Annotated in this window: 19 protein-coding genes; 14 read left to right on the forward strand and 5 right to left on the reverse strand. The window is 74.7% G+C overall.

The annotated features are described in order from the left end of the window. Positions 1 to 162 precede the first annotated feature (162 nt). From ACFQ6N_RS31170 to ACFQ6N_RS31185, 4 genes are all read left to right on the forward strand, one after another. Complete coding sequence (locus ACFQ6N_RS31170) at positions 163 to 795, forward strand: hypothetical protein (RefSeq protein WP_380656259.1); 633 nt, start codon at positions 163 to 165, stop codon at positions 793 to 795. A gap of 92 nt (positions 796 to 887) precedes the next feature. After that, entirely contained in the window at positions 888 to 1481 is a 594-nt protein-coding gene (locus tag ACFQ6N_RS31175) for a DUF4291 domain-containing protein (protein ID WP_380656262.1), read from the forward strand. 166 nt (positions 1482 to 1647) lie between these two features. Continuing rightward, complete coding sequence (locus ACFQ6N_RS31180) at positions 1648 to 2289, forward strand: DedA family protein (RefSeq protein WP_380656265.1); 642 nt, start codon at positions 1648 to 1650, stop codon at positions 2287 to 2289. A 264-nt stretch (positions 2290 to 2553) separates the two neighbouring features. Next, on the forward strand, positions 2554 to 3711 hold the full coding sequence (locus tag ACFQ6N_RS31185; RefSeq protein ID WP_380656268.1) for a serine hydrolase domain-containing protein: 1158 nt from the start codon (positions 2554 to 2556) through the stop codon (positions 3709 to 3711). Between the two features lie 78 nt (positions 3712 to 3789). On the opposite strand, the gene ACFQ6N_RS31190 is transcribed toward ACFQ6N_RS31185, so the two are convergent. Further along, the gene (locus ACFQ6N_RS31190; RefSeq protein ID WP_380656271.1) at positions 3790 to 4071 is read right to left on the reverse strand and encodes a hypothetical protein; all 282 of its coding nucleotides are present in this window, start codon (positions 4069 to 4071) and stop codon (positions 3790 to 3792) included. 129 nt (positions 4072 to 4200) lie between these two features. On the opposite strand from ACFQ6N_RS31190, the gene ACFQ6N_RS31195 reads away from it, so the two are divergent. After that, entirely contained in the window at positions 4201 to 4419 is a 219-nt protein-coding gene (locus ACFQ6N_RS31195; RefSeq protein WP_380656273.1) for a hypothetical protein, read from the forward strand. 296 nt (positions 4420 to 4715) lie between these two features. After that, entirely contained in the window at positions 4716 to 4886 is a 171-nt protein-coding gene (locus ACFQ6N_RS31200; RefSeq protein ID WP_380656276.1) for a hypothetical protein, read from the forward strand. 167 nt (positions 4887 to 5053) lie between these two features. On the opposite strand, the gene ACFQ6N_RS31205 is transcribed toward ACFQ6N_RS31200, so the two are convergent. Continuing rightward, positions 5054 to 6784, reverse strand: coding sequence for a HEAT repeat domain-containing protein (locus ACFQ6N_RS31205; RefSeq protein ID WP_380656279.1), 1731 nt, complete (start codon positions 6782 to 6784; stop codon positions 5054 to 5056). 177 nt (positions 6785 to 6961) lie between these two features. Here ACFQ6N_RS31205 and ACFQ6N_RS31210 point away from each other — a divergent pair, with 177 nt between their 5' ends. Continuing rightward, positions 6962 to 7633 (forward strand): hypothetical protein, encoded by a 672-nt coding sequence (locus ACFQ6N_RS31210; RefSeq protein ID WP_380656281.1) that lies wholly within the window; start codon positions 6962 to 6964, stop codon positions 7631 to 7633. 171 nt (positions 7634 to 7804) lie between these two features. After that, complete coding sequence (locus tag ACFQ6N_RS31215) at positions 7805 to 11206, forward strand: hypothetical protein (protein WP_380656284.1); 3402 nt, start codon at positions 7805 to 7807, stop codon at positions 11204 to 11206. A gap of 124 nt (positions 11207 to 11330) precedes the next feature. Here ACFQ6N_RS31215 and ACFQ6N_RS31220 read toward each other — a convergent pair whose 3' ends face one another. Further along, positions 11331 to 11765: a hypothetical protein gene (locus ACFQ6N_RS31220; RefSeq protein WP_380656287.1), complete on the reverse strand. Its 435-nt coding sequence runs from the start codon at positions 11763 to 11765 to the stop codon at positions 11331 to 11333. Positions 11766 to 12111: 346 nt separating this feature from the next. On the opposite strand from ACFQ6N_RS31220, the gene ACFQ6N_RS31225 reads away from it, so the two are divergent. From ACFQ6N_RS31225 to ACFQ6N_RS31245, 5 genes are all read left to right on the forward strand, one after another. Next, positions 12112 to 12558 carry an SRPBCC domain-containing protein gene (locus ACFQ6N_RS31225; protein ID WP_380656290.1) on the forward strand — a complete coding sequence of 149 codons (447 nt, stop codon included), beginning with the start codon at positions 12112 to 12114 and terminating at the stop codon, positions 12556 to 12558. Beyond that, positions 12555 to 12935, forward strand: coding sequence for an ArsR/SmtB family transcription factor (locus ACFQ6N_RS31230; protein WP_380656293.1), 381 nt, complete (start codon positions 12555 to 12557; stop codon positions 12933 to 12935). Before ACFQ6N_RS31225 ends, ACFQ6N_RS31230 begins: the two co-directional genes overlap by 4 nt. A 69-nt stretch (positions 12936 to 13004) precedes the next feature. Further along, entirely contained in the window at positions 13005 to 13130 is a 126-nt protein-coding gene (locus ACFQ6N_RS31235) for a hypothetical protein (RefSeq protein ID WP_380656296.1), read from the forward strand. Between the two features lie 90 nt (positions 13131 to 13220). After that, positions 13221 to 13724 (forward strand): hypothetical protein, encoded by a 504-nt coding sequence (locus ACFQ6N_RS31240; protein ID WP_380656299.1) that lies wholly within the window; start codon positions 13221 to 13223, stop codon positions 13722 to 13724. Positions 13725 to 13932: 208 nt separating this feature from the next. Further along, positions 13933 to 17310, forward strand: a complete 3378-nt coding sequence (locus tag ACFQ6N_RS31245; protein WP_380656302.1) for a hypothetical protein — start codon at positions 13933 to 13935, stop codon at positions 17308 to 17310. Positions 17311 to 17580: 270 nt separating this feature from the next. Here the strand turns inward: ACFQ6N_RS31245 and ACFQ6N_RS31250 are convergent, their stop codons facing one another. Together ACFQ6N_RS31250 and ACFQ6N_RS31255 are read right to left on the reverse strand one after the other, a co-directional pair. Beyond that, positions 17581 to 17784 (reverse strand): hypothetical protein, encoded by a 204-nt coding sequence (locus ACFQ6N_RS31250; RefSeq protein WP_380656304.1) that lies wholly within the window; start codon positions 17782 to 17784, stop codon positions 17581 to 17583. Next, positions 17781 to 18038: a hypothetical protein gene (locus ACFQ6N_RS31255; protein ID WP_380656307.1), complete on the reverse strand. Its 258-nt coding sequence runs from the start codon at positions 18036 to 18038 to the stop codon at positions 17781 to 17783. The genes ACFQ6N_RS31250 and ACFQ6N_RS31255 overlap by 4 nt, the downstream gene beginning before the upstream one ends. Positions 18039 to 18166: 128 nt before the next feature. Here ACFQ6N_RS31255 and ACFQ6N_RS31260 point away from each other — a divergent pair, with 128 nt between their 5' ends. Beyond that, positions 18167 to 18889: a GntR family transcriptional regulator gene (locus ACFQ6N_RS31260; protein WP_380656309.1), complete on the forward strand. Its 723-nt coding sequence runs from the start codon at positions 18167 to 18169 to the stop codon at positions 18887 to 18889. Positions 18890 to 18918 lie beyond the last annotated feature (29 nt).

Consider the following 18918-nt stretch of genomic DNA (forward strand, 5'->3'; position numbering starts at 1 on the left):
CATTTTTTCCCCCCGACCCGGGCCACTACCCGGCCGGGTGGGCGAAAAACCTATCCTCGGTGCCCCCGGGGGGGGCCGGGGGTACTCCGTACCCGGTCCGCCCGTCGGACTCCCGGACAGAAGGAAGGTCAGTCCGTGCTTCTCAGCGCACGATTCAAGGTCATGGCAATACCGGTGGTCACAGCGCTCGCTCTCCTGACGTCATCCTGCGTCGACAACCGGAACGCCCCGGCGCCTCCGGTCGTCGAGGTCACGGCGGCGGGCCTCGAAGGAACGTGGACGGGCTGGGGCGGCAGCAGTGTCACGCTCGGCCCGGCCGGGGCGGCACAGGCGGTGCGGCTCGACGGCCAGGAGTTCCGGTTCGACGACAAGTGGCGGATGACCGGCACGGGGAGCTGGGAGCTCCTCGAGCCCGGGCGCTACCAGGGCGGGAACACCGTGGGCCGTGGCTTCGTCGTCCACCTCACCGTCACCTCCGAGCCTGGCCTGACCGCGCCGGACGGGACCGCGCCGGACGGGACCGCGCCGGACGGGAATGCGCCGGCCGGGACCGGATCGGCCGGGACCGGATCGGGCGGGGCGGCGCCGGAGGGGACCGCGCCGGGCACGACCGCACCGGCCGCAACGGCGTCCACCGGCGTCGACGAGCGGGAAGCGGCGGGCCGCACCGCGCCCGCGCCGGCCCTCGGCAACTGGGACCTGGGAGTCACCCGGGACCGCCAAGGCCGGACCATCCTGTACTTCCTCACCTCCGATCCCGACAACCGGGACACCTACTCCCTGTCCAGGAAGTAGCCGGCGGACCGCGGCCGCCGGTCGTGTGCGCGTCCCGTCGGGCCCGGGAAAAGCGCTGGCGTGGGGCCCGCAGATGATCGACCCTGGTCGGCGTGCAAGAACCGAAGCAGCAGATCCGCGCCCTCCACACCGATTCCACGGTGACCGTCTACCAGGCGTACCCGCCGGGGATCGGGGTGCCCGCCGCGCGGGACGGGCGTTTTCCGGCGGAGTGGAAGAGGGACCGGATGACGTGGATCAAGCCGTCGTTCCTCTGGATGATGTACCGCTGCGGCTGGGCGACGAAGGAGGGGCAGGAGACGGTCCTGGCCGTCGGGATCACCCGCGAGGGCTTCGAGTGGGCGCTGCGGAACAGCCGGCTGTCCCACTACGTGCCCGGGCTGCATCCCGACCGGGCGGCCTGGAAGCGCGGGCTGAAGCGCTCCCCGGCGCGGGTGCAGTGGGACCCCGAACGCGATCTGCACCTCCGGCCGCTGCCCTACCGGTCGCTGCAGCTCGGCCTGGCCGGGGAGGCGGCGGAGCGGTACGCGCAGGAGTGGATCGTCTCGGTGGAGGACGTCACCGCGCTCGCGCACGCGGTGCACGCCCGGGTGCGGGACGGGGACCTGGACGCCGCACGGCAGCTCCTCCCCGTCGAACGCCCCTATCCGGCGGGCGACACGCTGACGGCCCACCTGAGCGGCTGATCACCGGCCGGCTGCCAGGGGCCGCCAGGGGCCGCCAGGGACCCGACCTGTGGGAACCGGTCTCCTGCGCCCGAACCGGGCGGCGGGCCCCGCCCGACGGGGTCGGCGGGGGGACAAGCATTACATTGGGGCGGAAAGAGGCCCGATCGCCGACGGGGTGTGGCGGATGCACTCGATCACCGACTGGCTGCGCGGCCTGTCCGGCCCGGTCGTGTACGCGGTCGTCGGCGGCATGGTCTTCGCCGAGGACGCCCTGTTCTTCAGCTTCTTCATCCCCGGCGAGACGGCCGCGGTGCTCGGCGGCTTCATCGCCCACCAGGGCAGTGTCTCGCTGGCCTGGATGGTCCTGGTCGTGGTCTGCGCGGCCGTCCTCGGCGACTCCGCCGGGTACGAGATCGGGCGGCACCTGGGCGCGGCGATCCTGCGCACCCGCCCGCTGAGGCGCCATGCGAAGCGGGTCGACACGGCGCAGGACCTGATCCGCCGGCGCGGGCCGGCCGCCGTCTTCGTGGGCCGTTTCATCGCCTTCTTCCGCCCGCTGGTGCCCTCGCTGGCCGGGATGTCCCGGATGCCGTACCGCCGGTTCCTGCTCTACAACGCGCTCGGCGGGGTCGCCTGGGGCGTGGGCTTCACCCTTCTGGGCTACTTCGCCGGAGCCGCCTACACCAGGGTGGAGGGCACGGTCGGCCGGGTCGCCGCCATCACGATCGCCGCGATCGTCGCCGTCGCGCTGCTGGTCTGGTTCGTGCGGCGGCACCGCTCGCGGGGCGGTGAGCCGTCGGACGACAGCGGCGGACGGGAATCCTGAACCGGACGGGACTCCTGAACCGGGTGGCCCCGCCCTACGGGCCCGCGAGCAGTGCCCGACCGGCCGCCCGCGTACCTCTCAGGTGCCCTGATGTGGCGATCCCGTAAGCCTGTTGACGGATCAACGGGTCCTCATCCGGAGTGACGCTCCCTCGGTGGCGGCGCTGACAGGCTGACTCGTGGCGAACTCCTGTTCGCCCGAGTGAAGGGAAGACCCATGTCTCGTCGTTTGGCCTGTGCCCTGATCGCATCCTTCTGTCTGGCGGTGTCCGCGTCGCCGGCCTCCGCCGTCGTGGCGGGAGCCGAGGACTCCGAAGCCTCGTCGGCCCGCTCGCACGGCGGTCCGCTGCAACGCGCCCTGAAGGGGCTGACCGACGCCAAGGCGGTGTCCGCGATCGCCGAGGTGAGCGACGGCGGCCGGCGGTGGCGGGGCACCACGGGGGTGACCGACCTGGTCGGCCAGGCGCCCGTCCGCGGTGACGGCCGGTTCCGCATCGGCAGTGTCACCAAGACGTTCACCGCAACCACCGTGCTGCAACTGGTCGGTGAGGGGCGGCTCGGCCTGGACGACTCGGTGTCGAGCCACCTGCCGGGGCTGGTGCCCAACGGGCAGAACATCACCGTCCGCCAACTGCTCAACCAGCGCACCGGCCTGTTCGACTCCACCAACGACGGCACCGACATCTTTCCCGATCTCAACGACCCGGCCGTCTTCCGGAGCTGGCTGGCCCAGGGCGGGTTGAACCGTACGTTCACCGCGCGCCAACTGGTCACCGCGTCCGTCTCCAACGCCCCGTACTTCGCGCCCGGCACCCAGTGGGGCTACTCCAACACCAACTTCGACATCCTCGGCCTGATCATCGAGCAGGTCACCGGGCACCCCTACGGGCAGGAAGTCAGCCGGCGCATCCTGCGCCCGCTCGGGATGACGAAGACCACCGTTCCCGGCCTCTCCACCACGATCCCCGGCCCGCACGCCCACAGCTACTGGACCACCGTGGACGGCGCCGGCACCGGGAACGTCAAGAAGACCGACATCGACGTCACCGACCAGAACCCCACCTGGGCCGGTGCCGCCGGAGAGATGATCTCCACCACCGACGACCTGATCAGGTTCGACCAGGCGCTGCTCCACGGGAAGCTGCTGCGTCCTGCTGAGCAGCGGGAGATGACCACGATGCTCGAAACCGTGCCGGGCTCGCACGAACTCGACTACGGGATGGGCCTGGCGCGGGCCCAGCTCTCCTGCACCACCGTGCTGGGCCACAACGGCGGCACGTTCGGCTTCACCACCCAGCTGTGGGGCACCGCCGACCGCCAGGTCGCGCTGTCCTACACCCCGAGGGGCGACGACGCCGAGCAGACGGCGCAGAACACGGCGGGCCTCGCGTTCCTCGACGCCGTCTTCTGCGGCACCCGCTGAACGTGCAGGTCCTGATCGTCCACGTCCTGAACGTCCACGTCCTGACCGTCCATGTCTGAACGTCCACGTCCTGACCGGTCAGCGGGCGTCGGTCTCGTCGATCAGGTACTGGAGTTCGTCGAACACCTCGAGCACGACGACGACCAGGACGTGGTCGGCGACCATGAACTCGACCACGACACCGGGCGCGGCATAGGCCTTCCGCAGGTGCTCGTCGGGGCCGATCGGCGCGGTGGCGGTCTTGTGGTACGGGTCGCGGGCCAGAACGCCCAGCGCGCGCTCCAGGAGGTCACGACGCTCGGCAGGCAGGGCGTCGATGGTCGCCTTCGCCTCGACGGTGTACTGCACGCGGTACGTCATGCCCGACACGATAGCGGGGACAGCGTCCGAACGGGGGACTCCCCGGTCGGCCGCTGTCCTCGGGATCTCCACGGCCTTCTCGACGGCTTCGGCTTCGCCGACGGGCGCTTACCTGCGACACTGTCGATCATGACCGACCGCCGCCAGCCCCTCTCCCTGCCCGCCTTCTCCGAGTCCGCCACCGACGTGCCCCCGCCCGCCCGGTCCGGCGAGCGCCGGCTGGTGCCGCTCGAACAGGGCGCCGACTTCCGCCAGCCGCCCGGCGAGACCGTGGCCGTACCCGCCCCGGTCCGCAACCACCTCTCGCCCGGCATCCTGACCTTCTCCGACCCGGACCGGCAGATCTGACCGTCCGGTCGTCCCGCCGCAAGGCCGCTGACCTGCGGCGATCGGCCGGCGAGCCCGCCGGCTGAGGCATCGCGTATTCGCGGCCGAGGCCGGCCGGTCAGCGGGCCGTCGCAGTGGGTGAGCATTCTCCGTTTGCCGCCGGCTGCCCCGATCCGGGGGCGTGCTCAGGGCGGCACGGGCACGTTCCCGCGCCGGTCGGAGCACCGGCCGACTTGCGGGTCGCCGGGCCGGGGGAGGTGATGGGAGGGCAAGAGCGCCGAACCCGTCAGCAGGCCCCCCGGCCGAGGAGGATTCCCATGTCGCATCACAAGTCGAACAAGGACGTCGAGGGCGATCCCGACACCGGCCACGGCCGCGGCCTGCCGCGACGCCCCGACGAGGCCGAGCTGGAGGAGCGCACCGAGGAGGACCGCGAGGAGGTCGGCCTGCCGGCCGACGGCGAAGAGTCCGACGAGGCGGGCACGTAGGACAGGCGGGGGAGGGCCCGGCTCTCTCCCCGCGCGTCCGTCCGGCACCGCTCAGGTCCGCTCGCCGTGTGACCGGGCGGGCCTGTCCGGGCTCCGGCCGCAGGCGGACGGCGCAGCTCCCACGCGCTCGGTCGCGTCGCACGGGCTCGGACGGCACGGCCGGGGCATCATCCGGCAGGCCCGGCAGGCCCGGCAGGCCCGGCAGGCCCGGCAGCAGTGGCCGCACCGTCCTGTGCGTCGCCCCCGACCGCCTGGAGCGCGGCGACCGCGGCGGGCGCCACACCGGGGTCCACGGCCGCGTCGGGTGCCGCCAGCGCACGGATCGCCGGCAGTGCGGGCGCGGCCGCCGGGCCGAACCGCTGCAGCGCCGCCAGCGCCGAGCGGACGATCCCCCACTGCTCACCCCGCACGGCCCGGTCGAGGACCTCTGTGACCGCCCCGAGCGCCGCCGTGTCCCCGAGGTGCCCCAGCGTGTGCAGCGTCGACTTCACCTCCGTGTCGATCCACCGCTGGTCCAGATCGAAGCCGAGCAGCCGCTCGACCAGCCTGGGCACCAACTGCCCCGCCGCGCCCGGAAGCCACTGCGCGGCCTGGACCGCCTGCCAGGCGTCGACCCCGCCGTCCAGCGCCACCAGCAGGCCCGGCAGCGCCCGCTCGTCACCGAGACGCGCCAAGGCGAGGACGGCCGCCTGGTGGGCCCGGCGCACGTCGCGTCGAGGGGAGGCCCACACCTGCGGTCCGTCCTGCGCGCGGTGGGCCGTGACGAGGGCGGCCAGCGCGGGGCGGGCCGCTTCGGGGACCCGATGGCAGGCGCCGAGGGCGACCGCGGCCTCGGCGACGACCCCGGGGTACGGGTCGGCCAGCCGGGCGCCGATCAGGGCGACGAGCGGGCCGTGGTCACCGCCCCAGGACCTGATGATCCCCGCGCCCATCCGCACCGCGTCCAGCCGTGTGCCCGGGTCGGTGCCGCGCAGCTGTTCCGCCAGCAGCATCGTGCGCTCGGGCACCCGTGCGCCCAGAACCTCGTGGAAGGCGCGCAGCAGCCCGGTGACGGGGGAGTGGACCGTCGCGTGCCGGTCGAGGTCCTCGAAGGCGGCGATGACGTCGGGCGGTGCGCTGCCCGGCTCGATCACGGGTGCCGGTGTCGCCGGGGTGGGGGTGAGCCACCAGTCGTCGGCCGGGGCCGTCCCCTCGCGCAGCAGGGCGACGGCGGTGCGGGTCGCCTCCCGGGCGTGGAAGTCCGGTGTGCACCGGGCGTGCTGGATCAGGGCTGCCAGCCGGGTGGTCGCGTCGAGCGCGGTGTCGTCGGCGAGGGCGCTGAGCCAGTCCGCGGCGGACACCGAGGTGCCCGGCCGGCGCAGGGCCAGCGTGGCCGTCGCCTCGACCAGCAGCAGCCGTTCGACCACCCCAGGCTCGGCGGGGAGCCGGTCCCGCAGCACCGCGACGGCGCGCTCCGCATCGTCGACGAACAGGCCGAGCGCGGGTATCGCCGCCTGCCGCACCAGCCGGTCGGAATCCGTGGCGAACCCGATGAACGTCTCCGCCTGCTCCCGCATCAGCGCGGCGGCCCGGTAGTGGCCGGAGAAGTCCCAGCCGCTCTCCTCCGTCGCGCCGTACTCGACCGCCGCCCTGCCGATGCCGACCAGCAGGTCGACCACCGCCGCCCGGCCGGGCACGGCCGCGTCACCGGCCAGTTCGAGGAGGAACGGGATGCTCGCGGCCGTGCACCGGTAGACGTCGCCCTGATGGTGGACGGCACCGTGGAACCTGTCGAGTGCGCTCCCGCGCTCCTCCCCGTCGGCGGATGCCAGCGCGCGCAGCAGCCCGGGCACGTCCTCGGCGGTGCCGTAGGCGTGATTCATCTGCGACCAGTCGATGTCGTGGAGTCCGTCGAACATGACCGGTATTCTGCCCGTCGCCACTGACATACGAGGCGGCGCGGGTCATCCGCGGCACCGGCCGGATCCCGGTCGTCGGCGTGGTCCTGACGGACCGTGCGGTGGCCGGGCGCCGCTGATTGTCAGTCCCGGTCGGCAGGATGCGGGTGACACAGCAACCCGCGTCGAGGAGTACCCGTGAGCGCCGCCACCGAGCCGACCTTCCCCCCTGTCTTCCAGTCCCTCTGGTGCGCCACCGACCTCGGCCCGCACCGCCCGTGCGGCGGCACGTACGAGTGGTACGGCCCGGAGGTGCTGCCGCCGCTGGACCCGGCCCGTTTCGACGGCGGGTTCGGATGGCTCGGCGGCACGGGCCCGGTGGTGCCGGAGCTCGCCGGGCAACTCGACGCCGTCGCCGCCGAGCTGGCGCGCGCCGGGATCGTGCTGCCCGCCGACTTCACCGCCTTCCAGACCGGCACCGGCAGCCACCGCGCCCTGGACGCGGTGTCGTCCACGGGCTGCTGGACGAACGTCTCCTCGCCGGTACCGAGCCCGGCGGAGCCCGGCGCCTTCCTGGTCCGCTTCCTGCGCGACCAGCAGGACTGCGTGCACTGGTACCTCTACCTGCGCCCCACCGGCGAGGCCTTCGTGGTGGCCTCCCCGGTCGACCTCGTGGACGTACCCGAGTGGGACGAACCGGTCGCGCCGGCGGACTGGCTGAGGGCCATCGCCCGGTGCGCCTCCTCGTTCGAGGAGTTCGCGTACCGCTTCTGGGTGGAGAACCGCCTCTGGAGCGTGCTGCACGGCTACGGAGAGGAGGCCATGGACGACGAACTCGCGGGGTACCTCGCGCACTACGAGCGGACCTGACCCGGCGGCGGCGACCACGGCGGCGATGGCGACGGCCGCCCCGGGCCGCCAGGCCCACCCGGGCCACCCGGCCGCCCCGGGCCGGGCGGGCCGGGCGGGCGCGGCCCCGCCCCGGGCCGCGCGGCGGAAAACCGGTGGGAGGCGCCCACCGGGTCCGGCCAGAATGGCCGCATGCCGCACGAAGCCGATCAGTTGCTCGCCGACCTCGACCCGCTGTCCCACCCGGAGCGCCAACGGCTCGTCGCCCGCCGGGCCCGGGAGCGGGCCGCCGACGGCGGGCTCCCCGACCTGCTGGCCGGCCTGGAGCGCTCCGGGGTGTACGGCCGGCGGCTGGCCGCGCTCGCCGCGTCGGCCGGCCGCGCCACCGGCTACCTCACCGAGCGGCTGGGCGACCCCGACCCGGTGGTCCGCGGGTACGCGCTGCGCGCCGCCCGCACCCAGGGCATACCGGACGAGGCGATCGAGGCGGCCTTCACCGGTGCCTCCAGCGCGCTGCGCCGCGAGCTGGCCCGGGTCGTCCGGCACGGCCGCCGGCCCCGGCTCGCCGAACGGCTGGTGGGCAGCCTGCGCGCCGAGTGGGGCGACACCGAGGCCGCCCGACTGCTCTCCGCCTGCGGCCCCGCGTTCGTCGCCCGGACCCTGCCCGACCTCGCGCACGCGACACCCCTCGCACCCCTCGCCGCACGCTTCCCGGACGAGGTCCTGGACCACCTGGAACGGGCCCTCGCCAAGCGCCCCGAGACACTGCGGCTCGGTCAGTGGCCCGCCCTCGCCGACGTCCTCGGCGCCGCCGCGCGGGCCCGCCCCGCACGGCTCCTCGACCTGCTGGAGCGGTTCGGCCCCGACCTCCCGCTGCGCCGGGACCACCTGTCGTCGCTGGCCGCCACGGACGCCGAGCGCACCGTCCGACTCCTCGCCGACCCGCGGCGCGGCGCGGCCGGGCCGCACACCGCGCCGCCCACCAGCAGCACGCTGCGCCGGCTGGTGCGCGCCGACCCGCCGTCACTCGCCGCCCTGGGCCGCCACTGGCTGGCCGCGCCCCGCTGCTTCGCCGCCCTGCTGCGCGCCCTCGCCCCGGGCCGGCGTGACGCCTTCCTCGACCTCGTGTACGCCGGAGCCCTCCCTCGGGAGAGCGGACTCGCCCTCCTGCTGCCGCTGTTCCCGCACGCCCGCCGCCACACCGAGGCCCGCCGACTGGTCGCCGCGCGCCGCGCGCAGGGCCGCCCCTGGGCCGAGACCGCCCCCGCCCTGGCGTACCTGCCCACCGAGGACGCCCAGCCGCAGCTGCTGGCCGCGCTCTCCCGCCCGGACGCCGACGACCGGTCCGCGGCCTGGACGGCCCTGTTCACCAACGCGGCCGTCTCCGACGACCGGACCGCCGTCCAGGACGCGCTCGGTCCGCTGCCGCGGCTGCGCAACGAGCAGGACCCGGTACGCCGCGCGGCGCTGACCGCGCTCGCCGGGGTGCCCGCCCGGCTGCTGACCCCGGCGGCGGTGCCCCTCCTCGACGCCGCCGTCCGGGACGCGGTCGACGCCCGGGACTGCTCGTACGCCACCCGCGCCGTCCTGCAACGGCTGGTCACCGAGGTGCTGCGCGAGCACGCCGTCACCGACGGGACCGAGCTGATCGAGTGGGCGCTGCGCAGCCTGTGGCTGATCGCCGGGCGGAGCGGCACGGTCGAACTCGGCCGGCTGGAGCACCGGCTGCGGCGAGGCCAGGAGCACGCCGTGTTCGCGACCCTGCGGCCGTGGCTGGACAGCATGGCCGACACCGCGGAGTACTGGCTGCTGTTCACCCTGGCCCGTTCGCTCGGCCGCCGGGCCCGCGGTATCCCGGACCTGCAGGAACTCCTCCTGCACGCGATTCAGTTCGGGTCGGACGGCGCGTTCGCCACAGCCGCCGCCCTCTGGCTGGACGACCCGCGCACCCGCGGCGCCCGGGTCGCCGAGATCCTCGGACTCGATCCCTCAGCCGCCGTCCTGACGCCGGTACGGGAGGAGCTGGCCGAGCGCCGCACCGACCTGCTCGGCCCGCTGCTCGCCCCCGTGCCGCCGTACGGGCGCTTCCTCAAGCGGCCGCAACGGGCGCCCCTGCCGCCGACCCGCTCGGCGGCCCGCTGGACACCGCGCCAGTGGCAGGCGGCCGCCCGCCTCGCCGCCGGCAGCGCGAACGACCTCACCCTGCCGCTGCACGCGCGCGCCGCGGCCGTCCACGCCGCCGCCGCGATCCCGCAGTACGGCGAGGCGGTCGTCCGCGCGCACCTGGACTCCGCCGAGGTGGTGCTTGCCGAGGCGGCGCTCGCCGCCTCGGCCTGGACGGACCGGCCCGCCGACGCGCTGCCCGACCTGCTGGCCCACGCGGGCGGCGACCGCGCCCGGGTCGCGGTGTACGCGGCCACCCGGGCCGCCCGGTTCACCCCGCCGGGCGAACTCGCCGAGCGGCTCGGCGAGTTGCTGTCCCGGGTGCGGGGCAGCAAGGTGACCAGCCGCAAGGAGGCCGTCCGGCTGGCCGTCGAGCACCTGCCGCTGCGCCCGGCCGCGGAACTGCTGGTCGCCGCGTACCGCGTCGAGGGCCAGCACCGCGACGTACGCGCCGCGGCGGTCGCCTTCGCGACCGGCCTGCTGGACGCCGAACCGGTCTGGGACCTGCTCGCCGAGGCCGCCGGGCAGGCGCCGCCGTCCGTGCGCCGCGCCGTCCTGCGGGCCGACCCCGGGCACCTCCCCGAGGCCCACCGGGCCCGCTACGCCCACCTGGTGGCCTCCGTCGCCGCGGCGCCGGACCCGGAAGTCGCCACGCCCGCCCTCGCCGCGCTGTCGCGGTGGGCGCTCTGGGCCCCGGAGACCGCGGACGTGGCCCGACGGGCCGTCACCGACCCGGCGAACCGGGGCGGCTGGCGGGAGGCCGCCGACGCCGTCCGCGCGCTCGCCGCCTCCGGGCTGCCGCACCCGCTCGGCGGCGCCGCCCCCGGCAGCCTGCTGCACCGCACCGTCGCCGAACTCGCCGCCGCCGCACGGACGGAGAACGCTGACGCCGGGGACGACCGGGACGCCGGGAACGGGCCCGACACCGGGGACGACCGGGACCTGCCGGCCCGCCGGAGGCTGGCCCACCTCACCGACCTCCCCGCCGACGACAGCCACCGGCCGCTGCTCGCCGGCGCCGCCGATCTGCTCGCGGCCGACCCCGACCTGGCGGGCATCAGGACGGCCGCGCTGTCCCGGCTCGTGGACCCCGCGGCCGGGCCGCAGGCACTGGAGGCCGCGCTCGGCGCGCTCGCCGAGGCCCACCGGGGCCGGCCGGCGGCGGCCGCACTCACCGCGCTGGCGCTGCTGCGCGACCACGCCTCGGGCCCGCTGCCGCCGCCCGGCACGATCGACGCGCTGGCGCGGACCGCCCGCCGCGACGGGGAGACGGGCGCGGCCGCCGGACTGTTCGCCACGGCGTTGACGGAGGTGTACGGGGACCGCCTCGGCTGGCCCCGGGAGTGGCGGGCCCTCCTGCGCGAGCTGCGCCGCCACTCCTCGGCGGACGTCCGCGAGCGCGCCTTCGCGGCCGTGATGTACCGGGAGTGACCTGCGGCCGAGGCCGGGCGGGCCGGTCCACCGCCCGGCCCCGGCCGTCCGTTCGTCCGCCCGGCCGCCGGGCCGGCCGTTCGTCCGCCGGGCCGTTCGTCCGCCGGGGCTCCCGGTGGGCGGGCTACCGCCCAGCCGCCTCCAGCACCTGCGTGATCAGGGAGACGTCGGCCTTGGGCACCACGATCACGTGCTGCCCGTCGCCCGCCGCCAGGTCGAGGCGGGCCATCTTCGGGTGCGGCGTCCGCTGCTCCGACGGCGACAGGCGGAACGGGCCCCGGAGGCTGACGTTCTCGCCGGTGCGCCGGTTGCGCCAGGTCACCGTGTCGGCCGCGAGGTACAGGTGGCCGGACGCCGCGTGCGGAATGGTCCGCCCCTTGCCGACCGACAGCATCTTGACCGTGCCCAGCGTCGGGCTCGAACAGAACACCTGCAAGGTGGTGCCGGATCGGAGGTCGGCCAGGTCCTTCTCTGTGCTGGGCCGACGGATGCCGAACATCGAGAGCAGGGCGTCGGAAAGGGTTCGGGTTCCCGCGGAGCGGCGGATTTCGGTCGTCATGGCGCAGATCTTCTCAGGGACGGTCGGAAGGCCCGTGACCAGGGTGGTTACCGAGGCGCCGGGCCGGAACCGTCCGACCGGCGCACTGGTCGATCCCCCCCCGTGATGCCTGCTCGAATCGAATGTCCACCGGGGGACGGTCCGGCCCTGGTTATCCGGGAACCGCACGCCGGGAGTGCCGAGCCGGGCGAGCACGACCGCCGCTGACGCCCGGGACGGGACGGCGCTCCGGGCGGTACGGCAGCTGCGGTGGGCCCCGTCGAGACGCAACCCCCCGGTTGCACCCGGTGGTACGACGTGCAACTCTGGAGTTGCACCCGATGGCGGCGATGAAAGGAGCCCTCTCATGAGCGAGGACCGGATCGAACGCGAAACCCTGATCGAGGCATCCCCCGAGCGGGTCTGGTCGCTGGTGGCCGAGCCCGGTTTCTGGGTGGCCGACAAGGCGAGCCTGCCCGGCACCGTGGCCAGGGAAGGCGAGGAGGTGGTGGCGAAGAACCCGGAGTACGGCGACTTCCCGGTGCGCGTGGAGAAGGTCGAACCGCCGACCTACCTGGCCTACCGCTGGGCCAGCGCTTTCCCCGGAGAGGACCTGCGCGAGGACAACAGCACCCTCGTGGAGTTCACGCTGACACCGGAAGGCAGCGGGACGCGGCTGCGCGTGGTCGAGAGCGGGTTCGCGTCACTGGCCGGGGCAGAGGAACTGCGCGGCAAGGCGGTCGAGGACAACACGGGCGGCTGGCGCCAGGAACTCGACGCCCTCAGGACGCGCGCCGAACAGCCCTCGGTGTGACCGTCGAACCCCGAGGCCCGGGCGAGGCGGTCGACACCGTCCTCGCCGCCCTGGCCGACCCGACGCGACGCCGGCTGCTCGACCTGCTCGCCGCGCAGGGCGAGGCCACCGCGACGACACTCGCCCGGCACCTTCCCGTCTCGCGTCAGGCCGTGGTCAAACACCTCGCGGTCCTGGACACCGCCGGGCTGGTGACCTGCGGCCGCACCGGGCGCGAGGTGCGCTACGCGGTGCGGCCCGCGGCGCTCGACGCGACGGCGCGGTGGATGGCCTCGCTCGCCGCCGACTGGGACCGGAGGCTGGCGCGCATCAAGCACATCGCCGAGGCGGCGGAACAGGACCCGCGAACCGGGCGGACGAGCCTTGACGACCCGTGACGAGCCATGGCGACCCGTGACGAGCCGTGACGGGGGAGACCGACACGGTCGGCGTGCTGTACTGCCGGGATGAGCCCCGAACACGACATCGGCCAGGTCATCGCCAACCGTGAACTGGTCTACACCGCCCCGGACGGGACGCGGCGCCCGGTGCTGCTCGAACTCGGGGCGCCCCGCCGTAGTACTCCGGTATGACGGCGGGTCCGGCTCTCCGGTGTGATGATCGCGACGGTATCGGCGGGGGAGTGTGGGGGCACCGACCGAACGAGGCTGAGGAGCCCGAGCATGTCCGCGATCCGCCGTCAGATCACCACCGGTGTCACCACCGCCGTCAGTACCGCGGTCCGGGCCGGTCTGGCGCTGCCGGCCGGTGCGGTGGGGGCCGTGCTGGTGCTGGCCGGGCAGCCGGGGCGGGCGGCCCGGTGGCAGGGGCGGGTGTCCGGCGGCCGGGGCTGGACCGGCGGCCGGGTGCTGGCCCGGGCCGTCCTCGGGCTGCCGCTGGACGCGCTCGCACTGCTGATCACGGGGTACGCGCTGTTCAACTCGGTGCGGAACTTCGGCTACCCGGTCTGGTACCTGGACACGGACTACCACCAGGCCTGGGGCGGGCCGACCATGGCCGGGGTCTGGGCGGTGCACGCGGCGGGCTGGGGGCTGTGCCTGTTCGTGCTGCTGCGCTGGCCGGTGCGGTGGATCGCGCGCGGCCAGCGGGCACTGGCCGCGCGGCTCGTGGACGGCAGCCCGGCGGGCCCGGCCGCCCGAACGGTGCCGTCGGTCTCGGCCGCCTGACCGGCACGGGCCGCTCTCTCCGGACCGCCGGGCGGATCCCGGGCGGTTCCCGTCGGGCCGCAGATTCCGTTCCACCCGCTCAGCGCCGTTGCCCGGCCGGTCCCGAGGCGGTCCCGAGCCGGTCCCGAGCCGGTCCTCGGAAGGTCCCCGGGCAGGCCCGGCGAAAACCGGGTGCGCGGCCGATGCCCGGGCGGCACAATCATCGGCGATGCCTCATCTCACCGCCGATCGGCTACTGGCCGATGTCGAGTCCCTGCCCCACGCCGTGCGTCTGCGCGAGATCGCCCGCACCGCCCACCGTCTCGCGGAACAGGGCCGACTCTCCGCCCTTCTCGACGAGTTGGCCACCGGTGGCCCCTACGAGCAGCGAACCGCCGCGCTCGCGGCCCTGGCCGGTAGGCAACTCCCGTACCTGTCAAATCGGTTGACCGACCCGGATCCGGTGGTGCGCCGATACGCCCACCGGGCGGTGGGTGAACTCCCGGTGCCGGACGAGGTGGTGGAGCAGGCCGTCCGCACCGCCCCCACCGCGGTCCGGGACGAGCTGGTCCGCGCCGTCCTGAAGGCCGGCCGGACGGCGGTGGCCGAGCGCCTGGTGCCCGTCGCCCGGCAGCGGTGGGGGTGCGCCGAGGCGGGGCGGCTGCTGCCGGTCTGCTCGCCCGCGTTCGTGGCACGCGAACTGCCCGGCCTGGCCCATGCCGTCACCTTCACCCGCTCGCTCGGGGAGCGCCACCCGGCAGCGGTGCTGGACGTGGCGGAGCGCCGGCTCGCCGGGTTGCCCCGCACGGAGTGGGCGGGGTTCTGGCGGCAGAACGCCGTCGGGCTGGGCGCCGCCGTCGGCCGGCTGCCCGGGCGGGCACTCGATCTGCTGGAGCGCTACCCCGCCGCACAGTACCGGCCGACCTTTCCCGCGCCGTTGCGCGACCGGCTCGCGGCCCTGGCCGCTCACGACCCGGAGCGGACCGCCCGGCTGCTGGTGGCCGCCGGTCGGAGCCGGCACGATCCGCTGCTGCTGCCCGAACTCGCCCGTCGGCTGGCGGCGGCTCCGCTGCCGCTGCTGGCCGAACTGGCCTACCGCAGCCCCGTCGACCACGCGACGCTGTCGCGCCGACTGTCGCCGACCGCCCGGGTGGCGCTGCACGACGCGGCGGTGGCCGTGTCGAAGGACTACCCCTGCGGGTACTCCGCGGAGGTGATGGCCACCCTGCCCGCGCCGGAACGGATCGCCCGGGCCCGGGCCCGGCTGGCCGAGGCCCCCGAGGACCACGAGGCGCTCGGCCTGCTCGTCCACCTCCCGGCCGCGGAGGCGCTGCCCCGGCTGCTGGCGCAGACCCGGACCGCGGAGTCCTGGGACCGGGGTCACGCCTGGGGCCAGGTGGTGGCGCAGGCCGGAGGGTCCGGCGAGCCGGGCACGGTCAGGGAAGCCCTGGTGCTGCTCCACGGCCTGCGGAACGAACAGGACCAGGTGCGGGGCGAGGCCCTGGCGGCGGTCGCCGCCGTACCGCCGAAGCTCTTCGCGGCCGACGCGGCCGGGCCCTTGGCGCGCCTGAGCGAGGACGCGCTGAGCGCGCGCGACTGCTCGCCCTACACCCGGACCCGACTGGCCCTGCTGGCCTGCTCGGTGCTGGCCGAGCACGCCGGCGGCACCGCCCGGGACCTGGTCGACTGGGCCGTCCGTACGATCGAAAGGACCGGCCTGGCCGGGCCGACCACCCCGACCCGACCGACCCGACCGAGCAGCGCGACCAGGTCTGCCGCCCCGGCCGCCCCTGCCTTCCCGAGGGAGCGGCAGGCGGCGGTGGCGGCCGAGCTGCGGCCGGCGCTGGAACGGTCGACCTCGCTGCTGCTCGCGTTCGTCGACGGACTGCGTCCCGCCTCCCGTCGGCTTCCCCCGGTGGTCGGCCTGCTGGAACGCGTGCCGGCCGATGACCCGGAGTTCGGACGAGCGGTGACCCACCTGCTCGCCGACCCCGCCACCCGTGGGCAACGGGCGGCCCACCTGGTCGAGGCCGATCCCACCGCCGCCGCGCTCCCGGCCGTACGGGCCGTGCTGACCCGGGAGCGCACCGATCTGCTCACCCCGCTGCCCGGCCCGCTGCTCGTCCCCGGCAGCGGTACGCCGGACGGGCTCGCCCCGGCAGCCTCCGACCTCGCCGCCGCCGACCGCTGGACGGACCGTCAGGTGCGGGCCGCCGCCGGCTGGGCGGCCCGCGCGGTGGAGGACGCCACGGCGAGGCCCGAGCACCGGGCCGCCGCCCTGCGGGCCGCCGCGTGGCTGCCCGGCCACGGGTGGGACCTGCTGCTCGGGTACGTCGACTCCGGCGACGCGGTGCTCGCCGAGGCGGCCCTCGCCGCCCTGCCGTGGACGGCGCGGCCCGCCGAGGCGCTGCCCGTGCTGCTCGGGTACGCCGGCGGGGAGCGGGCCCGGGTCGCGGTGTACGCGGCCGGCCGTGCCGCCCGGTTCACCCCGGCGCACGAGCTCGGCCCGGCCCTGGCCCGGATCGTGACCGACCCGACGGTCAAGGTGACCAGCCGCAAGCAGGCCGTCCGGCTCGCCGCCGCCCACCTGCCGCTGTCCGAGGCGACCGCGCTGCTGGAAGCGGCCTACCGGGCCCCGGAGCAGCACCAGGACGTGCGGCGGGTGGTGGTGGAGCAGGTGGTCGCCCGGCCCGCCGACCTCCCGCTCTGGGACGTGCTGGCGGAGATCGCCGAGGGCACCTCCGACCTGCGGACGGTGCTCGCCGGGGAGCTGCGCCCGTACGGGCTGCCGCCGGCGGACCGCCGCCGCTACGCGGAACTGGTCGGCCGGCTGGCCCTGGCCGAGGACGTCATGGTCGCGGGCATGGGCGCGGGCAAGCTCGCGGTGTGGGGACGGTACGCCCCGGAGGCGGTGGAAGCACTGGTCCCCGTGGTCACGGACCTGGCCGAGCGGGAGCGGTGGCGGCCCGCCGCGGAGGCGGTGAGCGCGATCGCCTGGTCGGACGCGCCGCACCCGTTCGGCGGCGTCGCTCCGGGGAGCCTGCTGGAGCGGACCCTGAGCCGGCTGATCGAGGCCGTGCGCACCGGCGGGGGCGGGGCGGCGGACGACGAGAGCCGGGACGAGGCGGCCCGGCAGCGGATCGAGCAGTTCAGCAGCAGGCACTTCTACAGGGTGGAAGTGACGGCCGACAACCGCGCGAGGGCCCGTGCCGTGGGCGCCCTGCTGATGACGGAGCCGTCCCTGGTCCCGCAGGCCGCGCCCCGGTTGTGCCACGCCATCGACCTGGACTCCGCGACCCTCGGCGACGACCTGATCGGGCTGGCAGCCGTGTTGACGGATCGCCCGCTCCTCGCCGGCAAGGTGGCCGAGGCACTGCCTCGGGGCGAGAACCGGACCCCGCCGGGGGAGCACACGGCGGCGGCCGTCCGCCGCTTGACGGAGGACGGCGGCCTGGCCGCCGGGCTGTTCGCGGTCAGGCTGGTGGCCCTGTACGGCCCCGAGCGGGAGTGGTCCCCGCAGTGGCGGGCGGCCCTGCTCGCCCTGCGCCGACACCCGCGCCCCGACGTCCGCGACCGCGCCCTGAGCATCTGGACCGTCCAGGAGTGACAGCCCGCCGGGCCCCGGCCCGGCAGCCGAGAGCCTGGCCCTGAGCAGGCGGGGGAGGACCCCCGGGAGCAGAGGAGCGCCGGTCGTCTCTTCCGCCGCCGAGCTTGAATGAGGCACCCTGACCTGCGAAATAGCAGGTCAGGGTGCCTTTCTCTGGTCCGGATCACTTCCGTCTCCACGAAGACACCTGCCCGGCCACGGTGTCGATGCCGGCGAACTTCGATCTGTTCAACTGTCAATCCCAGAGGCCGAGTTGGTCTGTCAGATCGATTACCTGGAGGTCTTCGCTCGGGCGGCGTCGAGCTTTCGCCGCAGCCGGTAGCGCCGTGCGAGTCGGCGCCGGCACGGGCTGAACATCGTCATGGGCCAGGTGAACTGGAGGTGCACACCCCACAGCCAGGCGAGCGTGTTGCGCGGTTCCGTGGCCAGAGAGCGAAGGGTGCGGCCGATGATGACCGTGCGTGTGGGCCTCACGAGGTGAGCCCCTTCTCGGTCCGACGCGGACGGTCGGGGCCGTAGACGGGAACCAGCTCCGGTGTCGTCCCGGTTTGTTCGATCTCGCTGGGCAAGGTGGTCCACTCGATGCCGCCTTGGCGCGGGCGGAGGTAGACCAGGCCTCCCCTTGTCTCCATGTAGACGCCCTCGCCACCGCGATTGGCGCGGTCCTTGACGACCTCGCCAATCTGCGGCTGGTAGATGCCCGCGTGAGACCGCTTGCGAACCGCCACTACAGCTCCCTAGAGCACCGGCTTTGTGTCCTAGGTCAGAAGGTAGATCAGCGAGAAGCGCTTTCGGCTTGAATGTCGGTGCACTAGTGTGCTCCTGAGTGACTATCACCTCGACTGAGGAGTAGCGCATGGCCAGCCCGAAGACGTTCACCGCGATCGCTGACCACTACCGGCAGGCGATCCTCACGGGCGAACTCGTGTCCGGTGAGAAGCTCCCCACGAACAGGGAGATGTGCCAGCGGTGGAACGTGGCGACAGCAACCGTCAGTAAGGCCTTGAACCAGCTGCTGGTGGAAGGACTCATCAGGACCAGCCCCCGCGGAACCTTCGTGGCGGACGAAGCGACAGCAACCGCAACAGGACGGGATCGGCTGTCGATGGTCCAGCGGCTGAGGTCCAGCCTGATGGAAGGGGAGACCAGCCGGGTGACGGCTGCCGAGTTGGTTGTCCCGCCGTTGTACGTGCAGGACATCTTCAATCTCGACCCCGGCGACCAGCTTGTGCGACGTGAGTACGTCGCGGGCCGGGGCAAGACCCGGACGATGCTGGCGGTGGTCTGGTATCCGGCGCACTTCGCCGCGCTGGTGCCCGACTTGCTTTCGACGGCACCCAGCAAGAATGCGGGGCTCACCGCGAAGGTGCTCGATGCGTCCGGCCGGACGATCACACATGCCCGGGACGACATGCATGCCCGGGAGTGCGATGCCCGGGAGGCATCGGCGCTGGGGCTCCGTGTCGGATCGCCGGTGCTGGGAGGCGTCCACCGCTGGTCGGATGACGAAGGCGTGATCGAGTTCGGTCTCTGGGTCGTGCCGACGCGCGTCACGATCGGCTACGAGTACGGCTTCTGAGTCACTACCGAACGAAAAAACCGCCCCGA

This window comes from Kitasatospora sp. NPDC056446 (assembly GCF_042796115.1).
Classification (GTDB): domain Bacteria; phylum Actinomycetota; class Actinomycetes; order Streptomycetales; family Streptomycetaceae; genus Kitasatospora.

Coding starts and splice junctions, on each gene's coding strand:
- ACFQ6N_RS31220 (WP_380656287.1), bottom strand. CDS start 11,765: ATGACGACCGAAATCCGCCGCTCCGCGGGAACCCGAACCCTTTCCGAC.
- ACFQ6N_RS31180 (WP_380656265.1), top strand. CDS start 1,648: ATGCACTCGATCACCGACTGGCTGCGCGGCCTGTCCGGCCCGGTCGTG.
- ACFQ6N_RS31200 (WP_380656276.1), top strand. CDS start 4,716: ATGTCGCATCACAAGTCGAACAAGGACGTCGAGGGCGATCCCGACACC.
- ACFQ6N_RS31215 (WP_380656284.1), top strand. CDS start 7,805: ATGCCGCACGAAGCCGATCAGTTGCTCGCCGACCTCGACCCGCTGTCC.
- ACFQ6N_RS31260 (WP_380656309.1), top strand. CDS start 18,167: ATGGCCAGCCCGAAGACGTTCACCGCGATCGCTGACCACTACCGGCAG.
- ACFQ6N_RS31205 (WP_380656279.1), bottom strand. CDS start 6,784: ATGTTCGACGGACTCCACGACATCGACTGGTCGCAGATGAATCACGCC.
- ACFQ6N_RS31170 (WP_380656259.1), top strand. CDS start 163: ATGGCAATACCGGTGGTCACAGCGCTCGCTCTCCTGACGTCATCCTGC.
- ACFQ6N_RS31240 (WP_380656299.1), top strand. CDS start 13,221: ATGTCCGCGATCCGCCGTCAGATCACCACCGGTGTCACCACCGCCGTC.
- ACFQ6N_RS31225 (WP_380656290.1), top strand. CDS start 12,112: ATGAGCGAGGACCGGATCGAACGCGAAACCCTGATCGAGGCATCCCCC.
- ACFQ6N_RS31245 (WP_380656302.1), top strand. CDS start 13,933: ATGCCTCATCTCACCGCCGATCGGCTACTGGCCGATGTCGAGTCCCTG.
- ACFQ6N_RS31190 (WP_380656271.1), bottom strand. CDS start 4,071: ATGACGTACCGCGTGCAGTACACCGTCGAGGCGAAGGCGACCATCGAC.
- ACFQ6N_RS31235 (WP_380656296.1), top strand. CDS start 13,005: ATGAGCCCCGAACACGACATCGGCCAGGTCATCGCCAACCGTGAACTG.
- ACFQ6N_RS31195 (WP_380656273.1), top strand. CDS start 4,201: ATGACCGACCGCCGCCAGCCCCTCTCCCTGCCCGCCTTCTCCGAGTCC.